At 43.4% G+C, this 25997-nt stretch carries 21 protein-coding genes and 1 pseudogene; 3 read left to right on the top strand and 19 right to left on the bottom strand.

Annotated elements, in window-relative coordinates:
* Positions 1 to 5: 5 nt before the first annotated feature.
* From J0A67_RS04850 to J0A67_RS04835, 4 genes are all read right to left on the bottom strand, one after another.
* Positions 6 to 1784, bottom strand: coding sequence for an ABC transporter ATP-binding protein (locus tag J0A67_RS04850; protein WP_206568134.1), 1779 nt, complete (start codon positions 1782 to 1784; stop codon positions 6 to 8).
* The gene (locus J0A67_RS04845; protein WP_206568133.1) at positions 1784 to 2437 is read right to left on the bottom strand and encodes a class I SAM-dependent methyltransferase; all 654 of its coding nucleotides are present in this window, start codon (positions 2435 to 2437) and stop codon (positions 1784 to 1786) included. The genes J0A67_RS04850 and J0A67_RS04845 overlap by 1 nt, the downstream gene beginning before the upstream one ends.
* 188 nt (positions 2438 to 2625) lie before the next feature.
* Positions 2626 to 3567 carry an FkbM family methyltransferase gene (locus J0A67_RS04840; protein ID WP_206568132.1) on the bottom strand — a complete coding sequence of 314 codons (942 nt, stop codon included), beginning with the start codon at positions 3565 to 3567 and terminating at the stop codon, positions 2626 to 2628.
* A gap of 441 nt (positions 3568 to 4008) precedes the next feature.
* Positions 4009 to 5442 carry a hypothetical protein gene (locus J0A67_RS04835; protein WP_206568131.1) on the bottom strand — a complete coding sequence of 478 codons (1434 nt, stop codon included), beginning with the start codon at positions 5440 to 5442 and terminating at the stop codon, positions 4009 to 4011.
* 2850 nt (positions 5443 to 8292) lie between these two features.
* On the opposite strand from J0A67_RS04835, the pseudogene J0A67_RS04830 reads away from it, so the two are divergent.
* Positions 8293 to 8559, top strand: a pseudogene (locus J0A67_RS04830) (hypothetical protein); the annotation flags it as partial.
* Positions 8560 to 8701: 142 nt separating this feature from the next.
* On the opposite strand, the gene J0A67_RS04825 reads toward J0A67_RS04830, so the two are convergent.
* The 14 genes from J0A67_RS04825 to J0A67_RS04760 form a co-directional block, all read right to left on the bottom strand.
* Positions 8702 to 10138, bottom strand: coding sequence for an MBL fold metallo-hydrolase (locus J0A67_RS04825; protein WP_262897486.1), 1437 nt, complete (start codon positions 10136 to 10138; stop codon positions 8702 to 8704).
* Between the two features lie 47 nt (positions 10139 to 10185).
* Positions 10186 to 12237, bottom strand: a complete 2052-nt coding sequence (locus tag J0A67_RS04820) for a gluzincin family metallopeptidase (protein WP_206568129.1) — start codon at positions 12235 to 12237, stop codon at positions 10186 to 10188.
* A 195-nt stretch (positions 12238 to 12432) separates the two neighbouring features.
* On the bottom strand, positions 12433 to 13194 hold the full coding sequence (locus J0A67_RS04815; protein WP_206568128.1) for a matrixin family metalloprotease: 762 nt from the start codon (positions 13192 to 13194) through the stop codon (positions 12433 to 12435).
* 81 nt (positions 13195 to 13275) lie between these two features.
* The gene (locus J0A67_RS04810; protein ID WP_206568127.1) at positions 13276 to 14229 is read right to left on the bottom strand and encodes a hypothetical protein; all 954 of its coding nucleotides are present in this window, start codon (positions 14227 to 14229) and stop codon (positions 13276 to 13278) included.
* Positions 14230 to 14378: 149 nt separating this feature from the next.
* Positions 14379 to 15035, bottom strand: coding sequence for a hypothetical protein (locus tag J0A67_RS04805; protein ID WP_206568126.1), 657 nt, complete (start codon positions 15033 to 15035; stop codon positions 14379 to 14381).
* Positions 15036 to 15211: 176 nt separating this feature from the next.
* Positions 15212 to 15838: a hypothetical protein gene (locus tag J0A67_RS04800; RefSeq protein ID WP_206568125.1), complete on the bottom strand. Its 627-nt coding sequence runs from the start codon at positions 15836 to 15838 to the stop codon at positions 15212 to 15214.
* 23 nt (positions 15839 to 15861) lie between these two features.
* A complete protein-coding gene (locus J0A67_RS04795; protein WP_206568124.1) occupies positions 15862 to 16563 on the bottom strand; it encodes a hypothetical protein in 702 nt (233 codons plus the stop codon).
* Positions 16564 to 16575: 12 nt separating this feature from the next.
* Complete coding sequence (locus tag J0A67_RS04790) at positions 16576 to 16839, bottom strand: hypothetical protein (RefSeq protein WP_206568123.1); 264 nt, start codon at positions 16837 to 16839, stop codon at positions 16576 to 16578.
* Positions 16840 to 16939: 100 nt separating this feature from the next.
* Positions 16940 to 17674, bottom strand: coding sequence for a LytR/AlgR family response regulator transcription factor (locus J0A67_RS04785; protein WP_206568122.1), 735 nt, complete (start codon positions 17672 to 17674; stop codon positions 16940 to 16942).
* Positions 17675 to 17678: 4 nt separating this feature from the next.
* Positions 17679 to 18488: a sensor histidine kinase gene (locus J0A67_RS04780; RefSeq protein ID WP_206568121.1), complete on the bottom strand. Its 810-nt coding sequence runs from the start codon at positions 18486 to 18488 to the stop codon at positions 17679 to 17681.
* 180 nt (positions 18489 to 18668) lie between these two features.
* Positions 18669 to 18920 (bottom strand): hypothetical protein, encoded by a 252-nt coding sequence (locus J0A67_RS04775; RefSeq protein WP_206568120.1) that lies wholly within the window; start codon positions 18918 to 18920, stop codon positions 18669 to 18671.
* 91 nt (positions 18921 to 19011) lie between these two features.
* Positions 19012 to 19230, bottom strand: coding sequence for a hypothetical protein (locus tag J0A67_RS04770; RefSeq protein WP_241265065.1), 219 nt, complete (start codon positions 19228 to 19230; stop codon positions 19012 to 19014).
* Positions 19230 to 19676 carry a DUF5675 family protein gene (locus J0A67_RS04765; protein WP_206568118.1) on the bottom strand — a complete coding sequence of 149 codons (447 nt, stop codon included), beginning with the start codon at positions 19674 to 19676 and terminating at the stop codon, positions 19230 to 19232. Before J0A67_RS04765 ends, J0A67_RS04770 begins: the two co-directional genes overlap by 1 nt.
* 2 nt (positions 19677 to 19678) lie before the next feature.
* Positions 19679 to 20425, bottom strand: coding sequence for a hypothetical protein (locus tag J0A67_RS04760; protein ID WP_206568117.1), 747 nt, complete (start codon positions 20423 to 20425; stop codon positions 19679 to 19681).
* 859 nt (positions 20426 to 21284) lie between these two features.
* Here J0A67_RS04760 and J0A67_RS04755 point away from each other — a divergent pair.
* Positions 21285 to 21518, top strand: a complete 234-nt coding sequence (locus tag J0A67_RS04755; RefSeq protein WP_206568116.1) for a hypothetical protein — start codon at positions 21285 to 21287, stop codon at positions 21516 to 21518.
* A 77-nt stretch (positions 21519 to 21595) separates the two neighbouring features.
* Here J0A67_RS04755 and J0A67_RS04750 read toward each other — a convergent pair whose 3' ends face one another.
* On the bottom strand, positions 21596 to 21958 hold the full coding sequence (locus tag J0A67_RS04750; protein ID WP_206568115.1) for a hypothetical protein: 363 nt from the start codon (positions 21956 to 21958) through the stop codon (positions 21596 to 21598).
* A 225-nt stretch (positions 21959 to 22183) separates the two neighbouring features.
* On the opposite strand from J0A67_RS04750, the gene J0A67_RS04745 reads away from it, so the two are divergent.
* A complete protein-coding gene (locus J0A67_RS04745; RefSeq protein WP_206568114.1) occupies positions 22184 to 24757 on the top strand; it encodes a thiopeptide-type bacteriocin biosynthesis protein in 2574 nt (857 codons plus the stop codon).
* Positions 24758 to 25997 lie beyond the last annotated feature (1240 nt).

Here is a 25997-nt window from a genome sequence, read left to right as displayed (position 1 = left end):
AAAATTTAAAAGGTTTGTAAGTCAACCATCCGCTTGAATACGGCAGAATGTTCCAAAAGCTCTCCGAATCCGTCCGAACCAATTATTTTACCTTCGGACAAAAGCACAATTCGATCTACGTTTTTAATGGTCGCCAGGCGGTGTGCGACGATGATAAGGGTAATGGTTCCTCTCAACTGGTCAATATTTTCTTGAATGCTTTTCTCAGACTCCGAATCAAGTGCGGAAGTCGCCTCATCCATTATTAAGATATCTATATCTTTAAAAAGTTCACGAGCTATTGATATCCGCTGCTTTTGCCCACCACTAACTAGAATTCCATTGGTTCCTAGAAGCGTATTTTCACCTTCTGGAAGTTGCCTGATAAAATCCGCAATGTGGGCTCGCTCCAAAGACGCCCAAAAACGCCTGATAATATCTTCGCTTTTTTCAGCCCAAAATGTAACGTTATTGAATACCGAGTCAGAAAAAATCACTGGTTCTTGAGTGATATATCCAATTTTGGATTGATAATACTTAAGATCTATACTATCTATAGAAATATTGTCTATCTCAAATTTGCCTTTCTGTTTGGGGATTAATCCGCTTAGAATATTTACCAAGGTTGTCTTGCCACTCCCACTCTCTCCGACAAAAGCAATCGACTGGTTTTTCGGGATTTCCAAACTAATGTTTTTCAGAATGGTTCTCTCGCCATAAGCAAAAGATAGGTCAGTCAAACGGATCTCTCTATTCAACCGTACCTGTTCACCGTTTTGGGTAGGTTCTGCATTCGCTTTCAGTTCATCCAGAAACTCACGCATGTTTTCCAAGGCACCGGAATTTGTCAAAAAACCATTATAAAAGGTCTGCAAGCTCATCAGGTAAGTCAATGCACGATAAAAAAACAACAAACTCAGTATGATCAGTCCAAGACTTTGACTCATCACACTAGTCTGAATAAAAATCACGGAAATAACTACCGCCATAATAACCGGCTCCTTACTGGCATACAGGATAGTTCCGTAAAACCCAATCTTTTTACCATTGGTCTCAATCCGTTCGACCAACTTCGTCATCTTTTCAGTGTAGGCATCGATAAGCGCCGTGGCCTTTAAATATTTAAAAAAACCAACCTTTTGGATCAAAAGACCCTGATATTCATGGCCTTCCCATGTGATTTTTCGAGAAGCCTCTAGCGTTTTTCGATTGATGACTTTAAACAATTGGTTTGAAATAAGTCCACCCACCATGACCATTATCGCAAACTGAGCATTAGCCATAAATGCCAAAATACCGTATACTGTTGCCATCACAGCACACTGTAAGGCCATAAAATATGAACTAGAAGCAGCCGCTACCCTATTAATTTCTCCAGAAAGGGTGTTTTGTATCTTCCCAGAGTCGGAATTGACAAAATGCTTGTACGAGTAATCCTTCAAACTGTAAATCCCCTCCATGCGAAGATTCTTAACAAAAAAATATTGTACACTTGTTCGATAATAGGACTCGAAAAACCTAGCAATTCCCTTGAGGGTGAAAAAAAACAGCATGAAAAGTAGAACCGTTTTCAAATTTAAACTAAGCCCCATTCCTTCTATGCCCTGAATAACAAAACCAAGACTACTCAACTCTTCACTACTGACTTGGCTACTTCCATCCACCATCTTCAGCAATGGCAAAAACATGACTATCCCAAATCCATCCAAAAGACCTACAGCGACATTAAGCCCCATATTAACAAATATCCTGTGGTGTAGGTAATTGTAGAAAAATGAAAAGTGTCTAAAGTACTTATTGTACATCAGGATATAATTTTCCTAATAGCAAAGCTGGGACTATTGGTTAGTTCAGTAGTCAAATACAGCAACTCCCAATCTTCATCCACACAGAATTCATGCACAGCTTCAACTACGCCGTATCGGAGTAACTTTGGCCAATTGCCTTGGATGTAATCATGACCTGCTATAATTCCTCCGGGCTTGATTTTATTTCTATAGGCATAGAGCTCAGCTTTGGTTACTGAATAGGAATGATCAGTATCGATGTAAATCCAATCAAAAAATCTATCCTCGAATCCCACTGCCATTACAGTAGAGTACCCTTGGTGAATGAATACTTTACCCAGATCAAGTTCTTTCCTAAAGACTGACTCTACACCATCTTTGAGACCTGAATGGTAGCGTTCTGAACTCCAGGCATCGACCAAATGCAATTCTGAAGGATTGCAAATCTGCATGATCTGCTGACTGAATTCACCTCGATTTACTCCCAATTCGGCAATAAATCCGTTTTTGGGTAAACTCTCAAGCAAAACTGTTCTATTCGGAAGAAGTTTAACATTGGCTAAGTGCTTCTTTTGAAGGTCAAACTTTGGTATTGTTGAATCAACTTTAGATTGTACCTTTGACACAATTCGATGAACCAAACTATACACATATCTTCTATTCACTTTCATCTCGTTCTAATTCAGAATTTTTTAAAGAATTGTAAAAACTTAAAAGAATCACATTAAACATTTTAAATAATAAACTAGATATGTTAATATTGACATAGTACTTATTTATTAGAATAGCATCAATATTAAATTTAAATTCAACCTATATAATCTATTATATCAAAAAACTGATAAATAGATTATTTTATTTATTTTCTCATAGCTAAAAAATTATTTTCCTTTTTGAAGCTTGAGAAGTTATCTCCATTGACTTCATGAAATTTTTTTAAGCTTAGAATTCGATAATTCAAAGCATGGAATATTTTCATCATCAAAACAAGCTCATTTTGGGAGTTGGCTTCAAAAACAACATTTGTTAAATTACAGATTAGAAATTTTTGACCGCCTTTAATAACCCCTTCCTCAAACCCCTCTGTATCAATTTTAATTAAATCAGGCTTTATCTGATTTTTTTTCAAGAACCCATCTAATGTTTTTACCTCAATAGGATAGGATTTAATTCTCTCTTTTCGTTTGCTGAAATCAGTTTTCACTAACGATCCCAACCAAGTCTCTCCATCAGGAAATTGAATCTGAGCTTTCCCATCTTCCTCTCCCAAAGCAATCCCAACCCACTCGTCTTTTACTTTATTGTGAATAGCTAATTTTTCAAAATAGGGTTTACATTCCGGATTTGGTTCTATGGAAACTGTGCGAATCCCTGATATCAAAAAGAGCAGGGAATGAGTTCCGTAATTTGCTCCTATGTCCAAAAAACATTTGGGGGCACATTTGGAAGATATTCGTTCTTCATAAAATGATTTTATTTCGTAGTCATGACCTAGCACAGAAACAGCTGTTTCCCAATCCAGTCCAAGAGATTCTTTTGTTAGCGGAATTCTTACTTCCTGACCTGCAAATTTCAATATCCACTCACCATCAATTTCATGAGATTTACCATCTCTAAATATTCTTGAAAATAGTCCATGAAAAATTGATTTCTCGTAATAGGAAAGTTTGTGATAAAGGTTGTTGAGTTTTCTCCTCTTATCAGGATTCAAAATAGTTTTTTTTACATATGATTGTGATATTTTTCTTATCCTAGGAAACTTACCATTAAGTTTAAGAACAAATTCAAAAAATCGCATCATTTATTTTACAAATCCATTTTCATTTCCTTTCAATACCATCACCGTCACTCCATCCTACATACCCTAAGTTACCAGAGAACCCGAACATAAGATTATTTGATTTCTAATTCATATTTTGGGAAAAATGGAATCTTTCCCAATGATCTATTAGTCGATTCTTTCGTAGTACCGAAAAAATAATTCCAAGGCCACAGTGTAGTAAAGACTGGTTGAACAATCGCACAGCCTATTCCTAAGAGGATTAGCGGCCCAATGCGACGAACGGTAAGGAAACAAAGCAAATCCTTATATCTCCAAAGTTGTTGAAAATCACCTAGCTTTTAACCTCTATTGGCTTGGATAATATTTGATTTATCAAGGCCAAAAATTCTAATTAGATAATATTCTGCATCTTTTTTCAACAAAAGAATAATTGACATCCACACTGATAAACAAGCTTTCTTAATTCGTCAACATTTTTACGTATTTTTTCCTTCTTCGGTAGATCCAATAGGTGGTTGCCGCAAGGAGGATAAATACAAGGGCGTAGCTGGGCAGGGAGGTGTATTGGGGATGGTGTATGGCCCATTTTTGAACCGCCCAGGTATCCAAGAGTTGGGAGCTGCCCCCGTTTAGAAATTCGGTCAAGGCATTTGAGTTGAGCGGAAGCCAGCAGAGAGATAGCAGAAGCGCCAAGGCGGCATAGCCGTATTGTTCACGCTCCGTCCAGCGGTAGCGCTTTAGGGCTTTGAGCAGTACTACACCCCAGATCGGGATCCATGCCGCCATGGCCGGCGCCTTAAAGAAAGGAAGGAAGACAGCTCCCATCAGCAAAACCAGCACGATTGCCCCGCCTAGGTTGCCCAACTCCTGAAGGAAACGTTTGATGAAGACCAGTGTTAAGAGACAGATGATCCCCCAGTGCAGGGTGGTACTTAGCACAAAATCCATGGGAAAGCGGAACACGCCTATGCCTAGATCGGTGAGGAATCGCAGGATGCCTAAAGACTGGTTGTTGCCGGAGAGCATGACCAGAATAAGCAGAATTCCGGTGAAGCCCATGATTCCCCGGCTGAGTCGGGCCGATCGGGTCTTCTTTCTTATCTGGGAAATGGCATGATCCCAATGTATGGGGTTGTTGATCGCCACATAAATGATCAAGCAGGGCAAGGCGAGCAGGGCTAGGGCATGGACACTTTGCTGCAGCAGGGGCAGTTCACTCCATCCCCAGAACACCCATCCTAAAACCGCTAGGATGATCACTGAAAAAAAAGATACCTGCACGGGAAGGAGGGACTTTGGCCGCTCCTCCTCATATACAGGCAGCTTGTCTCCCGGCAAAAAAAGCATCAGCAAACCCGATACTAGAAGCAATGGAGAGACAAATGTTCCGAGTATGGAGACCATGCCCAGCTTAAACTTTTCGTAGCGGAGATAATAATTCATCTGGCCCATCCCCAAGGCAAAGGCCAACAAATCCGGAGAGAAGGGATGAAACCACACGGACTTGAGCCAGGCGAAATTGAAGAAAAAGAGAACAAAACCCAAGGTCGCCGGAGCGGCCTTTAACCTTAGCTTTCTGGTGATCTTCACATACCAATAAACGGCAAGCGCCAGGTAGATCAACTGCCAGATCAGCATGCCGTTACCAAGTCCCTCATCGTCTTTGACGATATGGAAGGCAGAGAAGGACAGGTTAAGTAATGCAAAGGGAAGTATGCGGGTGAGCTGTACGAGATTATAACTGGAGGTTTCGATATCGTCCAGGAAAAACCTGCCTACATCCCGGTAGAATACCCCGTCACCATAGGCACCTTCATGGACTGGTATGCGCTCTCCGTTGATTTGAAGGTAAGCAATTAAGGCAAGAAGGGCGATGAGTACAACTAGTTTCAAAAAGGTTGATGGGGTTTAGTGTTTGGGCAGTCTTTAGTCTTCAGTTTGCAGTCTTCAGTGTGCAGTTTGCAGTGGGCAGTTTACAGTGGGCAGTTTGCAGTTGGCAGTCGCAGTTTGCAGTGGGCAGTGGGCAGTTGGCAGTTTGCAGGGGGTAGTTGGCATTTGTGTCAGGCTGAGCGGAGTCGAGGCCTAAGCAACAAAAGCCGCAAAGTTGAAGAAAGTTTGGGCCATTTGATCACCGCACACAGCTTCGCCCTTTGAGTCCCATCGGAACCTACGGTTGACTGAGTAATAAAATTACTCGGTCATTTGGGATTTGCAAGAGAGGAGCAATCAGATTTGGGCAGGACATGCCTAAGTCTTTTGTTTTGAGGTGTTTGAGCCAAGGGTAAAAAGCCACCCTTCGACAGGCTCAGGGCCCCTAGTGCGGGCAGAGAAACGTACAGGACGACGGAAACGGGTGGATGTTGGATGTCGGATGTCGGATGCCGGATGTTGGATGAAACCGAAGTCATGCAGTGGGAAGGTCGCAAGGTTGCAAAGTCAGCTCGGTGCTGGCGGGGCGGCCGAAAATCGCAATTCAAAAACCAGAAATACCCAATGGTTCGCCATTGCAAATGCCGAATAGCAGCGGGACGGAAGACGGAAGACCGGAGACCGAAGTCATGTCAGGTTGGGCTTTGGGGCTACGGTGTAACGCATATCGAAACCTGACCCTGAAGGGGTCAAAGGTGAATAGCCCGGGGTAAAGTCCGATAGGACGAAACCCCGGGTTGACAAGACCAACAGGCCATGGCCTCCGGCGCAGAAACCGTCGTGAGGGCACAAAAAACCTGCCGGAGGACGGAGACGGGTTGATGTCGGATGTTGGATGAAACCGAAGTCATGCATCAAAAGCTCCGTAGGAGCGACATCTTTGTAGCCCCGGGTGAAGCGTAGCGGAATCCGGGTAGCAATGCAGAAAGGCCATTCCCTCCGGCGCAGAAACCATCGTGAGGGCACAAAAAACCTGCCGGAGGACGGAGACGCCAAGTGGTCCAGGGGTCTGTGGGAACCCGCATATCGGCGAGGCAGGCACAAGCCGTGTGGGAGAAGTAAAAAAACCGTTGAGGCAGGCGCTCTGGAACCTCCATCGTTGATTTCTTTATGTTCTTTTTTCTTGATAAAAAAGAACGAAAAAATCAAGACGTGGCAAAGCTCCAACCGCACTTGGCCGGACGCTGGCCCGCTGCCACGTCGGCCCCCGCGCCTATCCGAAATGGGATTTGTGTCCGCCAAAGGCCGAGGTTGAAGTCATGAACCAGAATATAAGCAGCTCCGTAGGAGCGGAATCTTTGTAGCCCCGGGTGAAGCGCAGCGGAATCCGGGGTAACAATGCGGAAAGGCCATTGCCTCCGGCACAGAAACCGTCGTGAGGGCACAAAAAAACTGCCGGAGGACGGAGAGGGGTTGATGTTGGATGTCGGATGTTGGATGTTTGATGAAGCCGAAGTCATGCATCAAAAGCTCCGTAGGAGCGCCATCTTTGTAGCCCCGGGTGAAGCGTAGCGGAACCTCTGGCATCAGACAAACCTAATCCTTTGCCTCCGGCGCAGGAAACATTGTAACAGCAGAAGAAAAAATGCCGGAGGGCGGAGCGGTGACGCCAAATGGTTCAGTGGTCCGTGGGGACCCGCCTAGCGGCGAGGCAGGCACAGGCCGTGCGAGGAGGATTTGTGTCCGCCAAAGGCCGGGATCCGAAGTCAGGACCCAGAATAGGTGAATGCGTGCCGTAGGTACGGCCGGTACCGTAGCCTGGGGTTTTAACACTAGGTAAAATGGATCAAAAGTTTCAACCTCAGCACAGGGATATGGATTGGAAAAGGCGGTTGATTTGGTAAACAATCCAGCATTCAAGCAACAGAGCTTTGGTGAAGCCTCAGGAACCTCGACGGTTGTTTTCTTTCACGTCCTTTTGGCTTGACCCAAAAGGACCAAAAGGTCAAGACGTGGCCCGCCCTGCAAGCTGGCCTCCCGATACGCTGCGCGATCGGGACAGGCTCTCGCTAGATTAGCCCGCCGCGGCGGGCTAATCCTACACGCTCAGTCCTAACCGCACTTGGCCGGACGCTGGCCCGCTGCCACGTCGGCCCCCGCGCCTATCCGAAATGGGATTTGTGTCCGCCAAAGGCCGAGGTTGAAGTCATGAACCAGAATGTAAGCAGCTCCGTAGGAGCGGAATCTTTGTAGCCCCACCACGGCGGGCAGGCAGGGGTGCAGCGCAGCGGAACCCCTGGCATCAGACAAACCTAATCCATTGCCTCCGGCGCAGAAACCATCGTGAGGGCAAAAAAAACCTGCCGGAGGACGGAGAGGGGTTGATGTTGGTTGTCGGATGTCGGATGTTATATGTTGGATGAAACCGAAGTAATGCAGTGGGAAGGTCGCAAGGTTGCAAAGTCAGCTCGGTGCTGGCGGGGCGGCCGAAAATCGCAATTCAAAAACCAGAAATACCCAATGGTTCGCCATTGCAAATGCCGAATAGCAGCGGGACGGAAGACGGAAGACCGGAGACCGAAGTCATGTCAGGTTGGGCTTTGGGGCTACGGTGTAACGCATATCGAAACCTGACCCTGAAGGGGTCAAAGGTGAATAGCCCGGGGTAAAGTCCGATAGGACGAAACCCCGGGTTGACAAGACCAACAGGCCATGGCCTCCGGCGTAGAAACCGTTGGGAGGGCACAAAAAAAAACCTGCCGGAGGACGGAGACGCCAAATTGCAGGTCAGTGATCTTTAAGAAAAGTCAACATATTCGTGGTCAGGTAACCCGTGGTCTGTGGGGAGACAAACCAAAGTGTGGGTAAAAAACCCAAAAATCCCTGACCGCCAAATCCTTCTCCTTCTACCTGCTGAAGCCCGCCCCCTTCTGTATCTTCGATGAAGTGGACGCCCCGCTGGACGACGCCAACATCGACAAGATCAACCAGATCATCCAGAAGTTCAGCGTCAAGTTACAGTTTGTCATCATCACGCACAACAAGCGCACCATGGCCAGCACCTATATCATCTATGGCACTACCATGATCGAACCTGGGGAGTCGAGGGTGATGCCGGTGGATCTGAGGGAGCTGGCTTGACTGCCTTGCGAGGAGTAAATGCAGAATAGATGATTTCTCGTTAGGATTTCTAACTACGAACAATTCTTTAATCCTTCCAAATGAATCAAACCTCGATTCAAATATACTCCTCAGCTCAAAAATGAGCAATGTATAAAATAAATTAAACCTCGATTCGAAACTGAATAAAAAGAGGATTATCAGAGTTTAAATTTTCAATAAAGGAATTCCTCTCATCCTCAGACATTGTTAATCTGTGTCTAATTATTTCATCTGTCAATTGAATATTTTTCTTTCGATCATACGGAACATCTCTCTCATTCAAGACTAAAAGCCGTCCTTTAGTTTTTCCCAAAAGATCATCAATGATCGCCATATTAGGCATAGTTGATTTCCAATGTGAACTTATATTGTGGTAATCCAAAGTCGCCATTGCCACCAATTCACTGTTGGTCATCATATCCAATCCAATTTTTTTCGCAGTTCCATTATGACTTAAGTGATGCGCTACTTTATAAAGAACGGTTCTGTTAAGCAATTCTTCAGTGGTTAAATATCCCTTACATGTCCTACTTTTCACTCCCCAATTTATTTTATGCCAACTTTCCCAACTTCCAAATTCTGCATCTCCAGGGAAAAGAAGTACTTTTCCACTTTCTTCAAACTCAATGGCGATGGCAAGACTCAAATTATTTGTTTTACTATTGATCCGCAAGGCCAACATTCCAGAACTATTCAACCAATCATTATCGATATTTCTCCAGTAATTATCTTGATTTTTATAGCTTTCTACCTTATTATCAGCAGCATATTTTGGATTAAATGGACACAAATTACTTTTATCAAGGCTGTCTAAAGCCAAAGCGGCGGCTGAAAATCCTTCATTGATTGGAAGATCATTATTATGTTCATAGCTTTCTCCTTTTTTTCCTTTTTCTTTTTTTACTTCTTCCCACACAGATGGCGGACCCAAAATATAGAATCTCACACCGGGTAGATTCACCTTTTTTTCGATAATCTCACCAGGAGTCCTAAAATTGATTACCCCTCCGCTCTTACCTAATTTTTTAACAACCTCCATTCCTTTCAGCAACCCTTTGTATCCAACAGGATCATCATCAAAATGTAAATTTGAAAATGCCGAAAGACTCGCCAAGAAATTCTCCTTGATTGAGAACAATTCATCACCGCCTTTTTCAAAACTAAGTTGGCTTCTTGTTTCGGGATCTTCATTTATCGATTTAAGTTTTTTGGTAATTTTAAATAAAGCCTTTTTCTTTTCCCCAAATTCACGTTTCCAATCGCTAACTCTTGGGTCATCATCATTTTCAGACCATCCCATCCAGATTTCATTAATGGTAAAATCTTTTGTGAACAACTTTTGGCAAACATCGAATGCATGAACATGATCTTTGTGTTCATGGGTAATCACCAAAAGGTCTATTTGGTTTTGCACATACTCTTTCAATGCCATAATATAGGGACTGATTTTGTCAGAATCTCCACTCCAACATCCTGCGTCGATCATCAGTTTGAAACTAGTGGATTGTCCTGAAAAGAACTTGATAACGAAACAGTCTCCGGTGCCTAATTTAAACATCCGAACTTCGACGTGACTTATTTTTTGTTTTGGAGAAGACATAACTTTTAATGCTGATGTAAAAATGAAAATGGCTCATTTAATTTTGCTTCTTTAGAACCAAAATATCTAGAATATTCAGACTCGACCTTTTCGACCATATCCGACTGAAAATCATATTCGGCCTTTAGCCTTTTTTCATCAATTTTATAATTGTCTGAAAAAATCTCACCAAAACCTATCAGCGGTTTTGAGATAGCATACTTTAATTTCTTAGAATCCAGATCAAAAATAAGCGTACATCCTCCTCTGAAAAGAGAATGATTTTTACTTTCAGACTCGTCACTCGGAATCGGCAAAAAACTCCCGTCAACAATCTTGTATCTGGAGGTTTGTATTATTGAAAACACAACCTGATTAAGTTGATTTCCATCTGGACCCGTTCTGCTGACCAATCGCAAATTCTGGATTTGGAATGCAGCACCTTTATAATTCCCTTTTTTCGAGGTTTTGATTCCAAGTAGATGATAGTCAGAACCAAATACCAAACCGGTTAATTTTGAGAATTCCGGAGACTTATTGAACTTTACTTCGATTCTTCTATGCAGGCCAAGAATTCTCTTCTTACTTTCTAGATCTATTCCATCCTCATCTTCATATTTTCCTGAGATATAATCCTTAGTGATCTCATAAATTTCTTTTCGATTACTTGTATATTTTATTGCATCGGCATAGTCTGTAAGAAATTCAGCGATAATTCTAAACAAATCATCTGAATCACTATCTATTCCCTGGCCGGATTTACCTAAATTTTCATGAATTGGATGTCTTAAACTCTCATTACTCAAATTCTTAATACCATTGGGATAAATCCCTCGTCTTCTAAAGGCATCAATAAAAGACAGTCTATAGTTGTAAGGATCCTCAGGAACTAATTCGAGATCTGCCGTTATAATCGCCCTTAAATAATCTCCAAAAGTAATATCGACTGGGGGACAGTAATCCAAGGCTCTGATGCACATATTCATAATGTGACTAGCTGTTTTAGAAGCCTCAATAGAAAGCCTTTTCACCAAATCCGGATGAATCTCCCCCAGAGGAAGAATTCCCGACCCATTTGATGCAATTCTCAATAAATCAGCGACTCGAAGCCTGTAAATATTATTGAAAGCTTCAAAAATCGCGGCTACCAAAATACTGCCCCTCTTGTGCGGTTCGAAGACTGTAAGATAGTCCATGGGAGAAGGCTGATGGGCTTCCCATTTTTTTGTTTTTACATTGACTTTACCAATAGCATCCCTTAGACTACCATAAAAGCCAATTGCATCCCCAAATTGGTTTGCTAATTGAGCCAAGAGATTTTCATTCAATAAATCCCCCCTTGTTTTGGAAATCTGATGTGCCAATACATCAGGAAATGTGAAGTGTTGGAATAAAGCAACTATGTCTGCAAAAGCTTCATGGAAGGCTAATACATCGGGATTCGTTGCTTCACTATAAGACCGGTGCATTCCATCCAAAATCGCATGGGTAACTTCGTGTGCAATAATATCATGACTTAGGCATGTGAAGACCATAGATCCAGGCATCATGATGCTATCTTCTATTGGATTTGCCAAAAAATATCCAAATAAGATGGCTTTTTTCTGAGGACTATAGTAGGCATTTGCATCCCTTATGGCGTGCGGGTATATCCTTAGACATTTTACGTACTGCGCATACTCCGGATTACCTTTATCCCTGTTTAAAAGTCTTGACGACCAGAGGATCTTTCTGCCCAACGCTTTCTCAAATCTTTCAATAGTTGTCATGGAGACCGCATAAACCATTTGCTGATGAAAAAGCGGATTGCTTTCACTTGGATCCAACCCATGCTGACTTAAAACATTTGGGTGGTCCAAATCAACAGCTTTGTAAAATTGACCTATCGTAGGATCAAAATCAATGACTTCTATATATTCTCCTACCGGACCCACCTCAATTTTTTCCCATTTGATTTTGTACTCAACCAAATTAACCGAAGACGTATCTAATTTTAAAGAAATACTGGGATCAAAAGCATAGCCTCTAAGTCTTCTGAATTTAGGATTCGGGTAAAAATGAAACTCACTTTTCTCCATTGTAATTAAATTAAAGTATTATACATACATTATACTAACAATTATAAGAACGGTACCCATGGATGAAAATATAGACTAATTAAAATCAGAAGGAAATAATGTATATAAAATGAATTGGGCACTATCAGATAATTGGTGCACGCATGGTTTCGCAATGCTATTCAAGACTTCTCAACAGCGTCTTTGATATAATATTCAGGTTTTCAACGTCAAAGATTTAAACAGCTCAATTTTCAGCCCATTAATCTCACTTAATTTGCCACTCCAAACCGATGAATAGAGTCTCTTAAGATCAATTCTATCTTGTTCTGTTATTGTTGATTGATGCCCATAGTTCATAATTGTCAACGGGTAATGATGTCCAAAAATTTCGCTTCGCCATGAACTCTCTCTGTCTTTTGCAAAATAGTGTCTAAGGCCAAAAATATGACCGATCTCATGAATCAGAGTCTCAACTTGCTCAAACTTACTTTGAGTAAACATCTTAGGATATAATGTCAATATATTTAGATTCGAATTAGGAAAGAAAGCACTTGCTAAAGTACAACCATTAATATCACAGTCATCAGGCCTCATAATGACCTCAAAATCACAATCAGCTGATGACTCTTCAAATTTTACCGGTGACGCATCTCCCCATTGTGACAATGCATCTTTCACTAATTCTCTAATATAGTCTTTTACATTATCAGAGTTAGTATAGGTGTCAAACAAAGAATTTAGCCTCCATTTTAAAGTTACATTCTGTTCCCACAAAGGAATATGATTTCCCAATCCAACGACAAGCTCAAAAGGCCTGCCTCCTTTATCAGAAGAGCTTGGAACATTTCCATTCTCTATCACTACCGCCTCATCAGTCACACATCGATGTTTGATCTTCTCTGGAGCTTTCATTTCAAATAGATCTTCTCCGTCAATTGAAAGAAAAAAATCTTTGTCTAAATATCCTCGTACCATTGGGCCAATGTTTAATTGTTACAACTGATTAATCATTAATAATTGCTAAATTTCTGTTCTTTTTTCGCTCAGTCCAAAACGCTATTTATCCTTATTACTAAAGAAAGAGTAACCAATAGAAAAAGAGTACCATATCTTCTTGTTATAGAGCCAGTCATCCCCAACTCCACTTGCAAAGTCTTGCCCTAATACAATTCCAACATTAAAACCATTCAAATCAAACACTAAACCAGTACTCCAAGTCCAACCTGGCACAACGCTAGAATTATTATCTACATTTACATTAGACGTTTCACTATTTCCAACATTTATATAAGACAAACCAAGTGTTACAGGCATAACAATAAAATTATTCCCTTGCCTTGAAATTCGCTTTTTTACACCTATATAAGCACCCAAAGTAATATCAGTTGTCATATTGAAATTTACAGAATCTTGGGTCGGCCTGAGTTTGAAAGGAACTGTCATAAACCCAGAAGCCATTCTTGTAGAATGTTTCCATTTGAGTGAATAGACGTCTTCAACCATATCTTTATCTGTCATCTTTTCAAAATCCGACTTGAGCAAAGCCAATTTTATTCCATTTCTCCCTATGATATCAACATGTATTGGCTTTTGAGCTAATTCGGCTTTTGCAAGTACATCTAGAGAATCTAAAATTTCCTTATAAATTTCAGCTTTCGCTGGGTCGTTCTGATATAGGTCTCCTATTTTATCTGATAAATACAGAAAATCAAATGTATTCTCTTGGCCTTCTATCACTTCACGGTCTTGCATATTTTCTCTCCATTTCGGATATCGAAATATTACGTATTCGATTCCGTTTTGAGCTATTTCAGTATCATAGCCTGAAAACACTCTAAAGCCATCATCTGCATGATATATAGTGTCTCCAATCAACTCATATCTATCAGTTACGGAAAAGAAAGAGGTTCTTTTCTTGAATTGCAATTCAACTTTCTTACCATCATCGTTTTGGCCATATGCTCCAGAAACTATGATTACCACCAACAAAACTGCTAAAATATTTTTCATGTTGTTGTCTTTAAACTATACATTAAAATAATTTCATAATTAATAGACTATTGGTCCAGAAGGCAATAGAATATCACTCATAAACTATCAGGGACTAATCCTCCACTTAGAGACCAGACACCTTCACAAAGCGCTGGTCTTGAATAACCCTAAGTAGCAGACTTCCCACTCACCACCTTAGTACCATAAGGCACAATACCTAAGCCCAGGGCGGTCAAAATAGGCCAGAGATCTTCGAACTCGGGAACCGTCATACCCCTAATCGCGAAATACATGTAGTAGGAAAAGATACAGATCGCCAGGATGGAGGCACTCATCGAACTCAAAAAAGCGATCAGACGACTACTGCTTCGGTTCATCGGAATCGTACTCTGCTCAGGAGAAGGCATCGGAGGAACTGGTTGGGCCTGGCCCGGATCGGCGGCATTGGCTGCTATCATGTTAGCCCTAGCCTGAACTAGCCTAGCCTGTACGGTCTGGGCTTGCTGAAGGCGCTCCTCAGGTACATCATCTGATAGGGCATTGCTGATTCTAAAACCCTCTTTCTTCAGCCATCCGATAAAATAGAATGCAGACGAGAAGGTGAGGATTACCGGCATCAATATGTATAGCCAAAAACCAAAATTCAGATCCGACTCATCTTCTTTTTTAGGCTCTTGGTCTTCTGCTGTCTCTGCATCTTTACTGTCAGTTTCGCCTGGTATTTGAACAGATTTCTCGGCCTTTTGCCCTTCCAGCGAATCTGCTTCTTGTGCGAAACCTTGGAAAGACAATAAAATCAGCAGGATAAACAAAACAACTCTCATAACCTTAAGCATTTAACAAACAGCCCGTTCTGTTTATTTATGCGAAAAGGTAGATAGGCTAACGCCTGAAAAATATCCAAAATCAGAAGATGGAGGGGCCTGGCTAGTAGCCGGAGGCAAATGCCCAAAAATCGGAAAACCCATTATTCATGCTCCAGACAGCAACTGGAAAGGCTCTACTTGGACGAAGGAATCAACAACAAGCCAACCACAAAAAATCCGTATTGGATGATGTTGATCAGGTTTCTCGTGTACCAGATCTTGTTGATGATTTGGGAATAGAGCAGTGCGTCGATAAAAAAGGTACCGAAAGTATATAGAAATATTCCGGACACAATCCAAAACCATGGATAAGACAAAAGATCATCATGCTGCTCGGCCATGCGCAGGAGTGAAAATCCCGAGAGAAATGCAATCGTAACAAGAATGAACATTTGTATTACCGAGGAGTAGAGCAAATCCACCCCAATAAAATCAAAATAAAACTTTACGAGAAAGCAGAGTAGAAAGGCAGCTCCAATGCGGATTCGAATACTGCTTCTAATGCCCGACTGTAAGTTGGAGCTAGTGAGCCAAAGAAAAAAATATGCCTCATAGACGAGGTAAACGACCAGCAGATATCCGTGTATTCTCCATACCGAATTTGTCTTATAAGCTGCAAAACCTATCCCATCCACCAAGGCCCCAAAAAGCAGAAACAGAAAAAACAGGCGAAGTTTTAAATCGCCTGTTTTTAGTTTCGCTCCTGCAATCGCCAATGGAATCAAAATCGCAAAGGATGAAATCTCTTGAATTGTAACCATATCCGAAACGGCCAGGTAGTGACTTATGTATATGGCGGCGGCGGCGGCGGCCAAGAGTTTTGTAAAAGCTGAGCCGTCTTCGTATCAGGGTCATCGACAGATAGGATATTCCTACCAGCTTCGTCCACACCAACGAATATAACTCGAATTCTATTCGACTCTTGGTAAGTGGGACTATTATCATACCCAAAATAATATCTCACCCCATGGACATTAGGGTCGGCAAAAAAAGCGTCCATATCTTGATTAACCCTGTTTTCAAAAAAGCTGCAGGGAAAAACATTATACTTCTTTTTTGCACTATCCAGTGGCATCAGATTCGTAAATTGATTCACTTCGGCTCGAGTTATACTTTTATCAACAACCGGAGCGTGAACATCTGTTAGCAACATTTCTTTTACAGATGCTAAGTCATGACCACGTTCAAAGACAAATGTATTTTCCGGACAAGTCAACTCTTCCTTCTTTGGCGAGCTGGGCACTTTTGCCACTTCGTATTCACCATCCTCAAAGGCCATAAATAACTTGGGAAAGGCTGTATCTCCCGTAAGATTGCGGCAGTACCAACCCATAGATCCTTTAAATACAAGTGCGTACTTCTTTATGGCATCTTTTGAAACCGTGCCTCCAATTGCCTCAGTAACTGCCAATTCTTTTAATGCCGGCTCTTTTAGAAACGCCAAAACTAGATTAGCTGCCTTATTTAATGAAATCGTGTAGCTCATATTATTAAATAGTTAAGTTGAAAATTTATATCCTCCAAATTCCTTTTCCCCCACTCCTATTACTCTGGTCAATAAATACTGTGCTTCCCGGGGGGAAGAGACACTGATCGAATAGGTGCTGCCAGGATTCCCTTTGATCACCCAATGCAAAACATAGCTTTCGCCGATCTTCAATTCCAGCTCTCTTGTCGAGCTGCCGGTAGAGATGAGCTCCTCGTCCAAGAAAAGCCAAATCTTACCATGTAATGCAAATGTGGATACTACTAGCTTGACCATGTTTAAATCTTTGACCAAGCTCAACTTATCATCATCCTATTCCTAGTCAGCACTAGAATTCGGTGCCTCTCTTCTAGATTTTGGAGTATAGGCTCTACATTTAGCGACAAGCACTCAAAAAACCTTCTTTTCTCCTGCGGGATACATCCAATACTGTCCCATCGATCAGCTTGACTTGCCCCCCTTCCCCTTTGATGTATTCCGCTAGGTAGTCCAGATTGATCAAGTGGGAATTGTGTATGCGATAGAATCGATAGCCTTCCAGCATATCCTCACAGTCTTTTAGCGTGCGGGAAACGATGATCTGTCTTTTATCCTTTAGAAAAAACGTGGTGTAGGTATTGTCAGACTCGCATCTGACGATATCTGCCACATGGACGAAGGTGTACCCCGTAAAACTCGGAAGCGCGACTTTTGGCCGTTCGGAATTTCTGGAGAGATTGCTTAGCAGCTGTTGGATATGTTCCACCCCAGTCCCTTTTTTGGACTTAAACCTTTCCAAGGCTTCGGCAAAGGCCATTGGGTCTATGGGTTTGACCAGGTAGTCCACCGCCGCCATCCGAAAGGCCCTGACCGCGTATTCCTCAAAAGAGGTACTGAAAATCAAGGCAAAATCGATCTTGGATCTTCGACCAAGCCAATCGAAAGAAGTGCCATCTTTCAGCATCACATCGCAGATGGCCAAATCCGGACTTGTCTGTTCTACCAATTTCTCCGCTGAGTCCACGGAATCCGCCAGGCCTACCAACTCAAATTCAGGATATTGTTTTAACAGACTGATCAGATTTTCCTGAGCATGTTTTTCATCTTCGATGACAATTGTCTTGTAAGCCATAGCCCTATTCTTCAAAAGGAATCAGAATGCGCACTTCCCTCCCACCAAGCTGTTCTGGGTTTTCGTGGAACGTGAAGGACGCTGCGGTGTGGTGAAGCTGATTGTAATAGTCGAAGCGCTCCCTCATCAGCTGAACGCCCATAGAGTTTTTTTTGACGAACTTGCCCAAGTCATAATCATCTGCCTCTTTTTTGTCCTTTCCGCCATCCCTTATTCTACAACACAGGTGATCCGCATCATGAAATGAAAAATGTACATGCAGCATGCTTCCTTGGGATAGTCCATGCCAGACGGCGTTTTCAAGAAAAGGTTGAATAAACATGGGAGGAATTCCTATTTGTTTCCCATCCAATTCAGGCTCCATTTCAAACACAAATTGAAAAGTGGAATTGACCCTCATCTGCTCCAGCTCCAAATAAATCTTGTTGTGGATAATTTCATCCTGGAGCTCCACGATTGCCTTGGCAGAGCTCTCCAAAACATATCGCACCAGCTGTGAAAATTTGATCAAATAAGTACCGGCCAGCTGGGAATTGTTAGTTTGGATATAATGGTGGATGGAGTTGAGGCAATTGAAGATAAAATGGGGGTTGATTTGTGCCCTCAGGGCCTTTAGCTCTCCCTCAGCTATGCTTAGCCTTAGCTGTATTTCTTTCTGTTTGAAGTGGGACTCTCGTTTCGAACGATAAATCACAAACACAATAAAGGTGAATGCGATCACGACAGGAAGGAGGAAAAAGAGTAAAGCCCTATTAACCTGTGCATCGGTACCGGGCGACACCAATTCCAAGGATTGGATTTGTAGGGTTTCCAACAAAATGGGCAAGGTCAAGAGTCAAAAATCATAGCTCAAAAATCACTTTAATGTAGTTGGTTTAAAAGAGATTACCAATCAACGACCATGCATTTAGCAAAAAAAATAGTTCAAACCTAAAAAGCCAAAAAATCCGGACAGGAATCCCGCCCGGCTTTGACATTGAACTGATTTCGATATTTACTTCACCGCCTGTAGCAGCTTTTCCTCCAGCTTGGATTCATCGACCGTTAGCTGGCAGATGCTTACCAGGATGGTGCCTGCGGTGACCGCATGGCCCGCATAGGCCAGGAGGATGTCAGGTACCTCGCCCGGAGCGGTCAGCATGGCTGTGCCAATCGCGGCGATGAGCAATCCCGCCTTTTTCAGAAACTGGAAGAAGGGCGGGGTTGGGGCGGTAGCCCGGAATTTTACTTCATTTAGTAGGTTCATAGTTAGTAATTTACGTGTCTGGATTATTTGGGAAATGGTTAGTGAGCAGTTGGCAGTGGCCAGTGTTCAATGATCTGCTAGTTTGAAGGAGTTAGGCACAGGGCCGGGATTTTCGGCTTTTGTTGACCAGATCGGCTTTTTGCAAGAGCGATTTGACCAGGGCTTGTTCGGTTTGTAGCCGAACCACGACTTCCTTCAACTTTCCCAATTCTTTACCCATCTGTCTCAAATCCTGGACGAGGAGCTTCAAGAAGTAAGCGATGGTAGAAAGGAGGAGTGCTATGACTCCTCCCGTAACTGCCTGAAACATCAGTCCATCCATCGGATTTGATGGTAAGTCAGGTTCAGGGCGGCTTCTGGATAGCTCCTTATCTCCAGATATGCCCTTTCCCCTTTTTCGGATGCCTGACCTATCAGGAAAGCGAGATTTTGGGCGGTTTCCCTACTGGGAACGCCTCTCCCCTCCCCTGTAATTTCAGACACCAGGACGATGTTTCGGTGCAGTTGCCTGGCTCCCAGTTCCGCTTTAGCCTCCTGCTCCCCGACGACTGGAAAAGGGAGCCGAAATATCCCGATGACAGGTTCCTGAGAACTTGATGTCACCCGAAGCTCGTACTTCCCTTCTGGCAGGCAGGAAAGGGGAGGTTTGAAGCATGCTGAGGGCAGTTCGACGGTGGCGCATAGGATGTTGCCCTCATGGACAAGGGATCCGTTGGTGCCACCGGGCCAGTATTCCCGTGTGAGCAGGAAGTTCATCGTCAGACCACAGCCAGGATGACTGCCGGATTCATGGAGACGTCAAAGGAATCGTATTGACCTCCGTTGACCTCCATGAGAAACTCCAGCGACACTGCGAAGAAGTAGTTTTCTCCAGCTATCGCCGGTTTGGGCAGGGTCAAGACCAATTCCGGATGGGTTTGGGAATTGACCACCAAATTTTCAGAGGCATTGATCTCGGTGTAGAAAGTTCCGTCGACTGCATTCACCGCCGCCCGGATCAGTGAGAAGCGGTAGTGGGTCGTCCCCTGGGCATAGACCAAGTACTTGGAAGGCACCATCTCGGGAACGGTGACTGTCACAGACGCGGGATCATCGACGATAGTCAACTGCTTTTTGAAGACCTGGTCGAATACCGCTTTTTCGGAAAACTGGAATCCCCTGAGGATTGACATATCTCCCAGCTCGAACTTTCTTTCCCCTCTTGCGCTGGTGGGATCGGACTTGATCACCTTCATGGACTGGGAATAGAGCCGGTTGTGGAGCCTGCCTCCATTGGATTTGATCTCGATTTCTCGGAAAGCGTTTTTGAGGAATTTGGCAGCGGTGGCCGCCCGCGAAAATTCCTGCATGTTCTCCCTTGTTCTCTGGAATTTGGGGTCCGTGAGGAGCCTTTTCTTGGTGACTCCGCCTTTGCGCCGGGCGATGAAATTCCCGTCCCGGTTTTTATAGAAGGACAGATCTCCGATCGTGCCCTCGAGTTTGATATAACCAGCTTGTTTTGCCATATGTTCAGTTGTTTTAAATGTGAAACATGGCAGAAATCTGGATGTATCTATCTGGATATCAAAACGAAAGTGGAATCTATGGATTCTGTGGATTCTAGAGAAACTGTGGATTCCGTGGACTTTGTGGAATATGTGGATTATATGGAAAATAAGGACAAAACCCCAAGTAAGATGCCTTTATCTACGGGGTATCATGCCTTTATCATGCCTTAGTCTAGGGGGTATCATGCCTTTATCCTGCCTTTGTCTAGGGAGGATGGTTGTTGTATGTCGGACACTTCGGCAAGCTCAGTGCGAGTGTCGGATGCCGGAAGTTGGATGTCCGGTGTTGGATGGTTCAGCTCCGCTCACCACGGGTGTTGGGGAATGGGAAATTTCGGATTCTTCGACAAGCTTAGCACTAGTGCTTCGACAGACCTGACGCGGAAGGAAAGCAGCTCCGTAGGAGCGGAATCTTTGTAGCCCCGCCACGGCGAGTAGGCAGGGGTGCAGCGCAGCGGAACCCCTGGCATCAGACAAAACCAATCCATTGCCTCAGCGCAGGAAGCATTGTGGCAGCAGAAGAAAAAATGCCGGAGGACGGAGACGGGTTGATGTTGGATGTCGGATGTCGGATGTTTGATGAAACTGAAGTCATGCAGTGGGAAGGTCGCAAGGTTGCAAAGTCAGCTCGGTACTGGCGAGGCGGTCGTAAATCGCAATTCAAAAATTAGAAATACCCATTGGTTGGCCATTGCAAATGCCGAACAACGTAGCGAAGTCAAAGCTCCGTAGGAGCGACATCTTTGTAGCCCCGGGTGAAGCGCAGCGGAATCCGGGGTAACAATGCATAAAGGCCATAGCCTCCGGCGCAGGAAACATGGTGACAGCAGAAGAAAAAATGCCGGAGGACGGAGACGGTATGTCCCAGGTAAGTGATAGCACGGCTGAAACAACATGGTCTGTGAGGACACAGACCAAGGGATTGGGGACCCGCCTAGCGGCGAGGCAGGCACTGACTGGTGGAGTGGAATTGAGAAGCAGACGGAAAATGGCGAGGTACCGAGATGGTCGGCTTGCGGAGAAGCAGGACGAGGCTTGGGTGAGAACTTAGGAACCTCAATGGTTTCTTTCTCTTCGTCCTTTTGGCTTGACCCAAAAGGACCAAAAGGTCAAGACGCAAAAAAGCTCCTACCGCACAGGGCCAAACGCCGGCCCGCTTCCTCCTGCGGCGGACAGGTTTGCGTCGGCCCACGCGCCTATCCGAATTGGGATTTGTGCCCGCCAAAGGCCGGGGTTCGAAGTCATGACCCAGAAGGAAAGCAGCTCCGTAGGAGCGGAATCTTTGTAGCCCCGCCACTGCGGGCGGGCAGGGGTGCAGCGTAGCGCAACCCCTGGCATCAGACAAACCCAATCCATTGCCTCCGGCGCAGGAAACATTGTGACAGCAGAAGAAAAAATGCCGAAGGACGGAGACGGTATGTCCCAGTTCAGTGAAAGGACGGCAGAAACAGCATGGTCTGTGAGGACACAGACCAAGGGATTGAAAGCCATGGACTGTGAGGACCCGCCTAGCGGCGAGGCAGGCACAGGCCACGGGAGTCGCTCCCGTCAGTTGTCGCGGATGTCGAACAGCCGGAGGTTGTCAGGTTATTGCGTCGTCACCATTAAGAAACCGAGGTTGTACCTCAAAAGCAGGTGTACGTACCCTAAAAAGGTACTTATGTGGCTTTTTTTTGACCTTTAACCCTCGGTGATTTAGAATCGAAACAAAAAGACATGAAGTTTTTGTTTCGAACGCCGCTGTTTGATTTTGATCCCGACAATGAATCTGAAATCCGAGAAAACTGGGTAAAAATCCTTGAAGCCATCTCAATTTCCTCCCCAAGTCTTGCACATGAAATCCGAAATAAGGGATATGAGGATTTAGCCAAGCCAGTTAGGCTAAAGGTAAAAAAGTACATTCTAAGAGGCCGATACCGGTCTACTCCTTTTGGCAAATTTGCCGCCGTTGGTTTGGGCACGTATATGCAACAAAAATTCTCGGTTGATCTAAGTCAAGTAGACGAGCTTATATCAGATTGCACTATAGAAAATCCGGAATCCCACTACGCGGATTGGCACCTGAGTGTCAGTAGTTTTAGCCAGTTTCACCGCAAGGTATTTTTAAGTTATCTAGTCAAGGAAGAACGTTGGGCTCTACTAAGTATTCCATATAACAAGGTAATCAGTCTATTGGAGAATCATTGTAAAGCTCATTTGAGGATACGATTTGCAGAGTTTCGATCGTGGTTTAAGGAAGGGAGCCAAGATCCTATTGAAGAGATTTGGAGGCAATTAATCAAGATGGGGATTTTGTATCACAGCGAGGACTGGCTAAAAACCCAAATAACTCCTTCTGTCTATACGGACGTTGTTGTCAAAGATCAATTGGGAATCAAAAATGAGATCGAGCAAATGGTCGATGATTTTTTTCAAACCGCAGGCAATCTTTTTGGGGAGCTATCTTCGGACTACCTAGAGGGACTCAAAAAATGGTTTCACGTTAAATTCGATGATCGATTTATCCCTTTACCCTTACTGCTGAACTATCAGGAGTTCACCAATTCAGATTTTCTGGAGTTAGCTCCAAATGGGGTAAGTCAACTGGGATCCTTGGAAATTCCTGATTCTCTTTGGGGGTGTGAGGAGGTGGATTTAAAAGGGGTTATAAAGGAAGCTCCTCTGCCGTCTCAGATTTACCATATAGATCTGGTAATTAAGGCCCTAGATGATGACAGGATTGTCGTGGACAATGCACTTTGTAACCGGCCTTTTGTTTTTATAGGCAGGTTTAACAGAAATGAAGAGATCTATGCATTTGAAAAAGAAATCAAGTCATCAGTCTTTCCAAATGATGACCTACTCTATACTGAGGTTCGTGTTTTTGAAACGCATGTAGTCCAGGGGATTTGTGCTACCCGCCCGGTTTTTGAAAATTATATTACTCCCTTCAATCAAGGGGACCCTGATTGTATTCCTTTCGATGAGATTGAGATGGGATTACGTGACAGTGAATTTTTACTTGTTCACAATAAGTCAGGGAAAAGAATTATTCCAGTAATTACCCATCCATTGAATGGCAAAGAAATAAGCCATCCTTTGATCCGACTTCTTTGGGAGCTTGATCATCAAAAGTCATTCAATTTGGTTCACTACCAAGCCCCAATTTTTTCATCAAAAACCTATTCTCCAAGACTTTGCTGGGGTAAAATCGTCCTGCAATCAAGGAGATGGATGATTAATTCCCACCAATTTGAATTGCAAGAAGAGTTAAAACGATGGCTGATTGAGGAGGCCTTACCTTTTACAATTCTGGTGGGTATCTATGACCGGGAATTGCTTGTCAACTGGGAAAGTGAGGAAGGGTTTGAGATTCTATGGCTTGAATTAAGGAAATACTCCAAGTGTGTACTCAGCGAAGTTATTTGGAAAGACAAAAGTCCTTATACTTCTCGTAATGGAAAATCAATCTATCCACAACTTGTGCTAAGTCATCGAAAAACGATAGAAGAAAAGCCGTGGATCGGATTTTTGAATTCGATCGACCATGAAGATCCAAAGTGGCTTTATTTGGTATTTTGGGTTTCTGAGGAGGATTTTGAGGACTCCATGCTTTTACTTTTCTCATTCTATCTGATCGATTTGCTTAAAAGGAAACGGGTTCTTTGGTATTTTTTGGTTTATCCGGACCGGGAGCAGATACAGGTAAGACTGAGGTTTTGTCCCAATTCAACCGAAGAAAGAGAAGAGATACTTTGTCGCCTAGTCAATAACCTTCATCGACTGCGATTTGAGCTACGTCCTTATTACCCAGAGGTAAAAAAATACGGCAATATTACCTATCTGATTTCCGAGAAATTGTTTTGGATGGAGTCCTCCTTGGTCAGTGAAATTATCCGAAAAACGGTTCGACTAAGCGGGTCGAGTACTATTTCCATCGAGTGTCTGAGTCAGTTCTGGTCAGATTTGATCTTTTCCTCCGGAATGGAATCCCATGGATTTAAGATGCTTAGAATTCGGGTTAAAAGAATTTCATATGAGTCAAAGCGGCGATTTTCTGCAGAATCGAATGAAAAAAACCGTTGCAGAAGACTGCCATTGGCCTGGAAAAAGGATTATAAGGAAAAGTTGATGACTCATTTAAATCATTGGAAGGAAGAGCGCATGAAATGGCAGATCATCAGTAATCATCTCCATATGCAGGTAAACCGATTTTATTCTTTGGACAGAAAATTCATGGAGGACTGGCTTTATTTTTTGTTGTATAAGGAAATGGGGAGAAGGATTTTTGGGAAGAGGGATTGTGATTGATTAATTGTTTAATTGATGAACTGTATAGCTTTATGAGGTGCACCTGAATCAAGTTTTCCGAACCTAGAGTAGGTTTGGCTTGAATAGACTTTTGAGGGAGGGGTGGTTGAGGGTAAGTGAACCTCGATTCCCCAATTGACCGAACTCGCAGATTTTTTCCTTTGTCACTTTTTGAAAGCCAAAAAGTAACCAAAAAACTTGTGGCCGTGATCCAGGCTTCAAACTGGTGGATTGCGGGGTACATTCTATGTTTTCGTCTCAGTTTGATTTTTTGAGCCTTATCTCGGCTAAAATTCGGCGGATCTCGCTCGTGGCTCACGAGCTAGCCGAATTTTTTACGCCTCACTTTCGGCTCAAAAAACCGCCTGTATCAAAGGCCACTGCGTCACGATTAGGCATAGAGGATAATGCCTTATTTCGTAACCGCTCTCTTTTTGGTACATACAGTGCCAGTGGGCACGAATTGGGATTGCGAATCCCTAAAAATAATTGGGGAGAAGGATTTTTGGGAAGAGGGATTGTGATTGATTAATTGTTTAATTGATGAACTGTATAGCTTTATGAGGTGCACCTGAATCAAGTGTTCCGAACCTAGAGTAGGTTTGGCTTGAATAGACTTTTGAGGGAGGGGTGGTTGAGGGTAAGTGAACCTCGATTCCCCAATTGACCGAACTCGCAGATTTTTTCCTTTGTCACTTTTTGAAAGCCAAAAAGTAACCAAAAAACTTGTGGCCGTGATCCAGGCTTCAAACTGGTGGATTGCGGGGTACATTCTATGTTTTCGTCTCAGTTTGATTTTTTGAGCCTTATCTCGGCTAAAATTCGGCGGATCTCGCTCGTGGCTCACGAGCTAGCCGAATTTTTTACGCCTCACTTTCGGCTCAAAAAACCGCCTGTATCAAAGGCCACTGCGTCACGATTAGGCATAGAGGATAATGCCTTATTTCGTAACCGCTCTCTTTTTGGTACATACAGTGCCAGTGGGCACGAATTGGGATTGCGAATCCCTAAAAATAATTGGGTCGGATTGCAAATTCTCCCCAGCGGGGCAGTCGGCAGTGTTCAGTGTTCAGTGTGCAGTATGCAGTATGCAGTGTTCTGTGTGCAGTAGGCAGTGTTCAGTAGGCAGTGGGAAATAGCGATTCACTGTAAGGAAAAATCCCCCTACCCCCTTTGTCAAGAATTTTAGCTCTTTTCGTTAATTTGAGATAAAAGGGGGAGTTGCGGAGGAATGATTTTG

Source organism: Algoriphagus aestuariicola, from assembly GCF_017254835.1.
Classification (GTDB): domain Bacteria; phylum Bacteroidota; class Bacteroidia; order Cytophagales; family Cyclobacteriaceae; genus Algoriphagus; species Algoriphagus aestuariicola.
The sequence above is the reverse complement of the archived record's forward strand: the minus strand, read 5'-3'. Positions and strand labels throughout refer to the sequence as shown.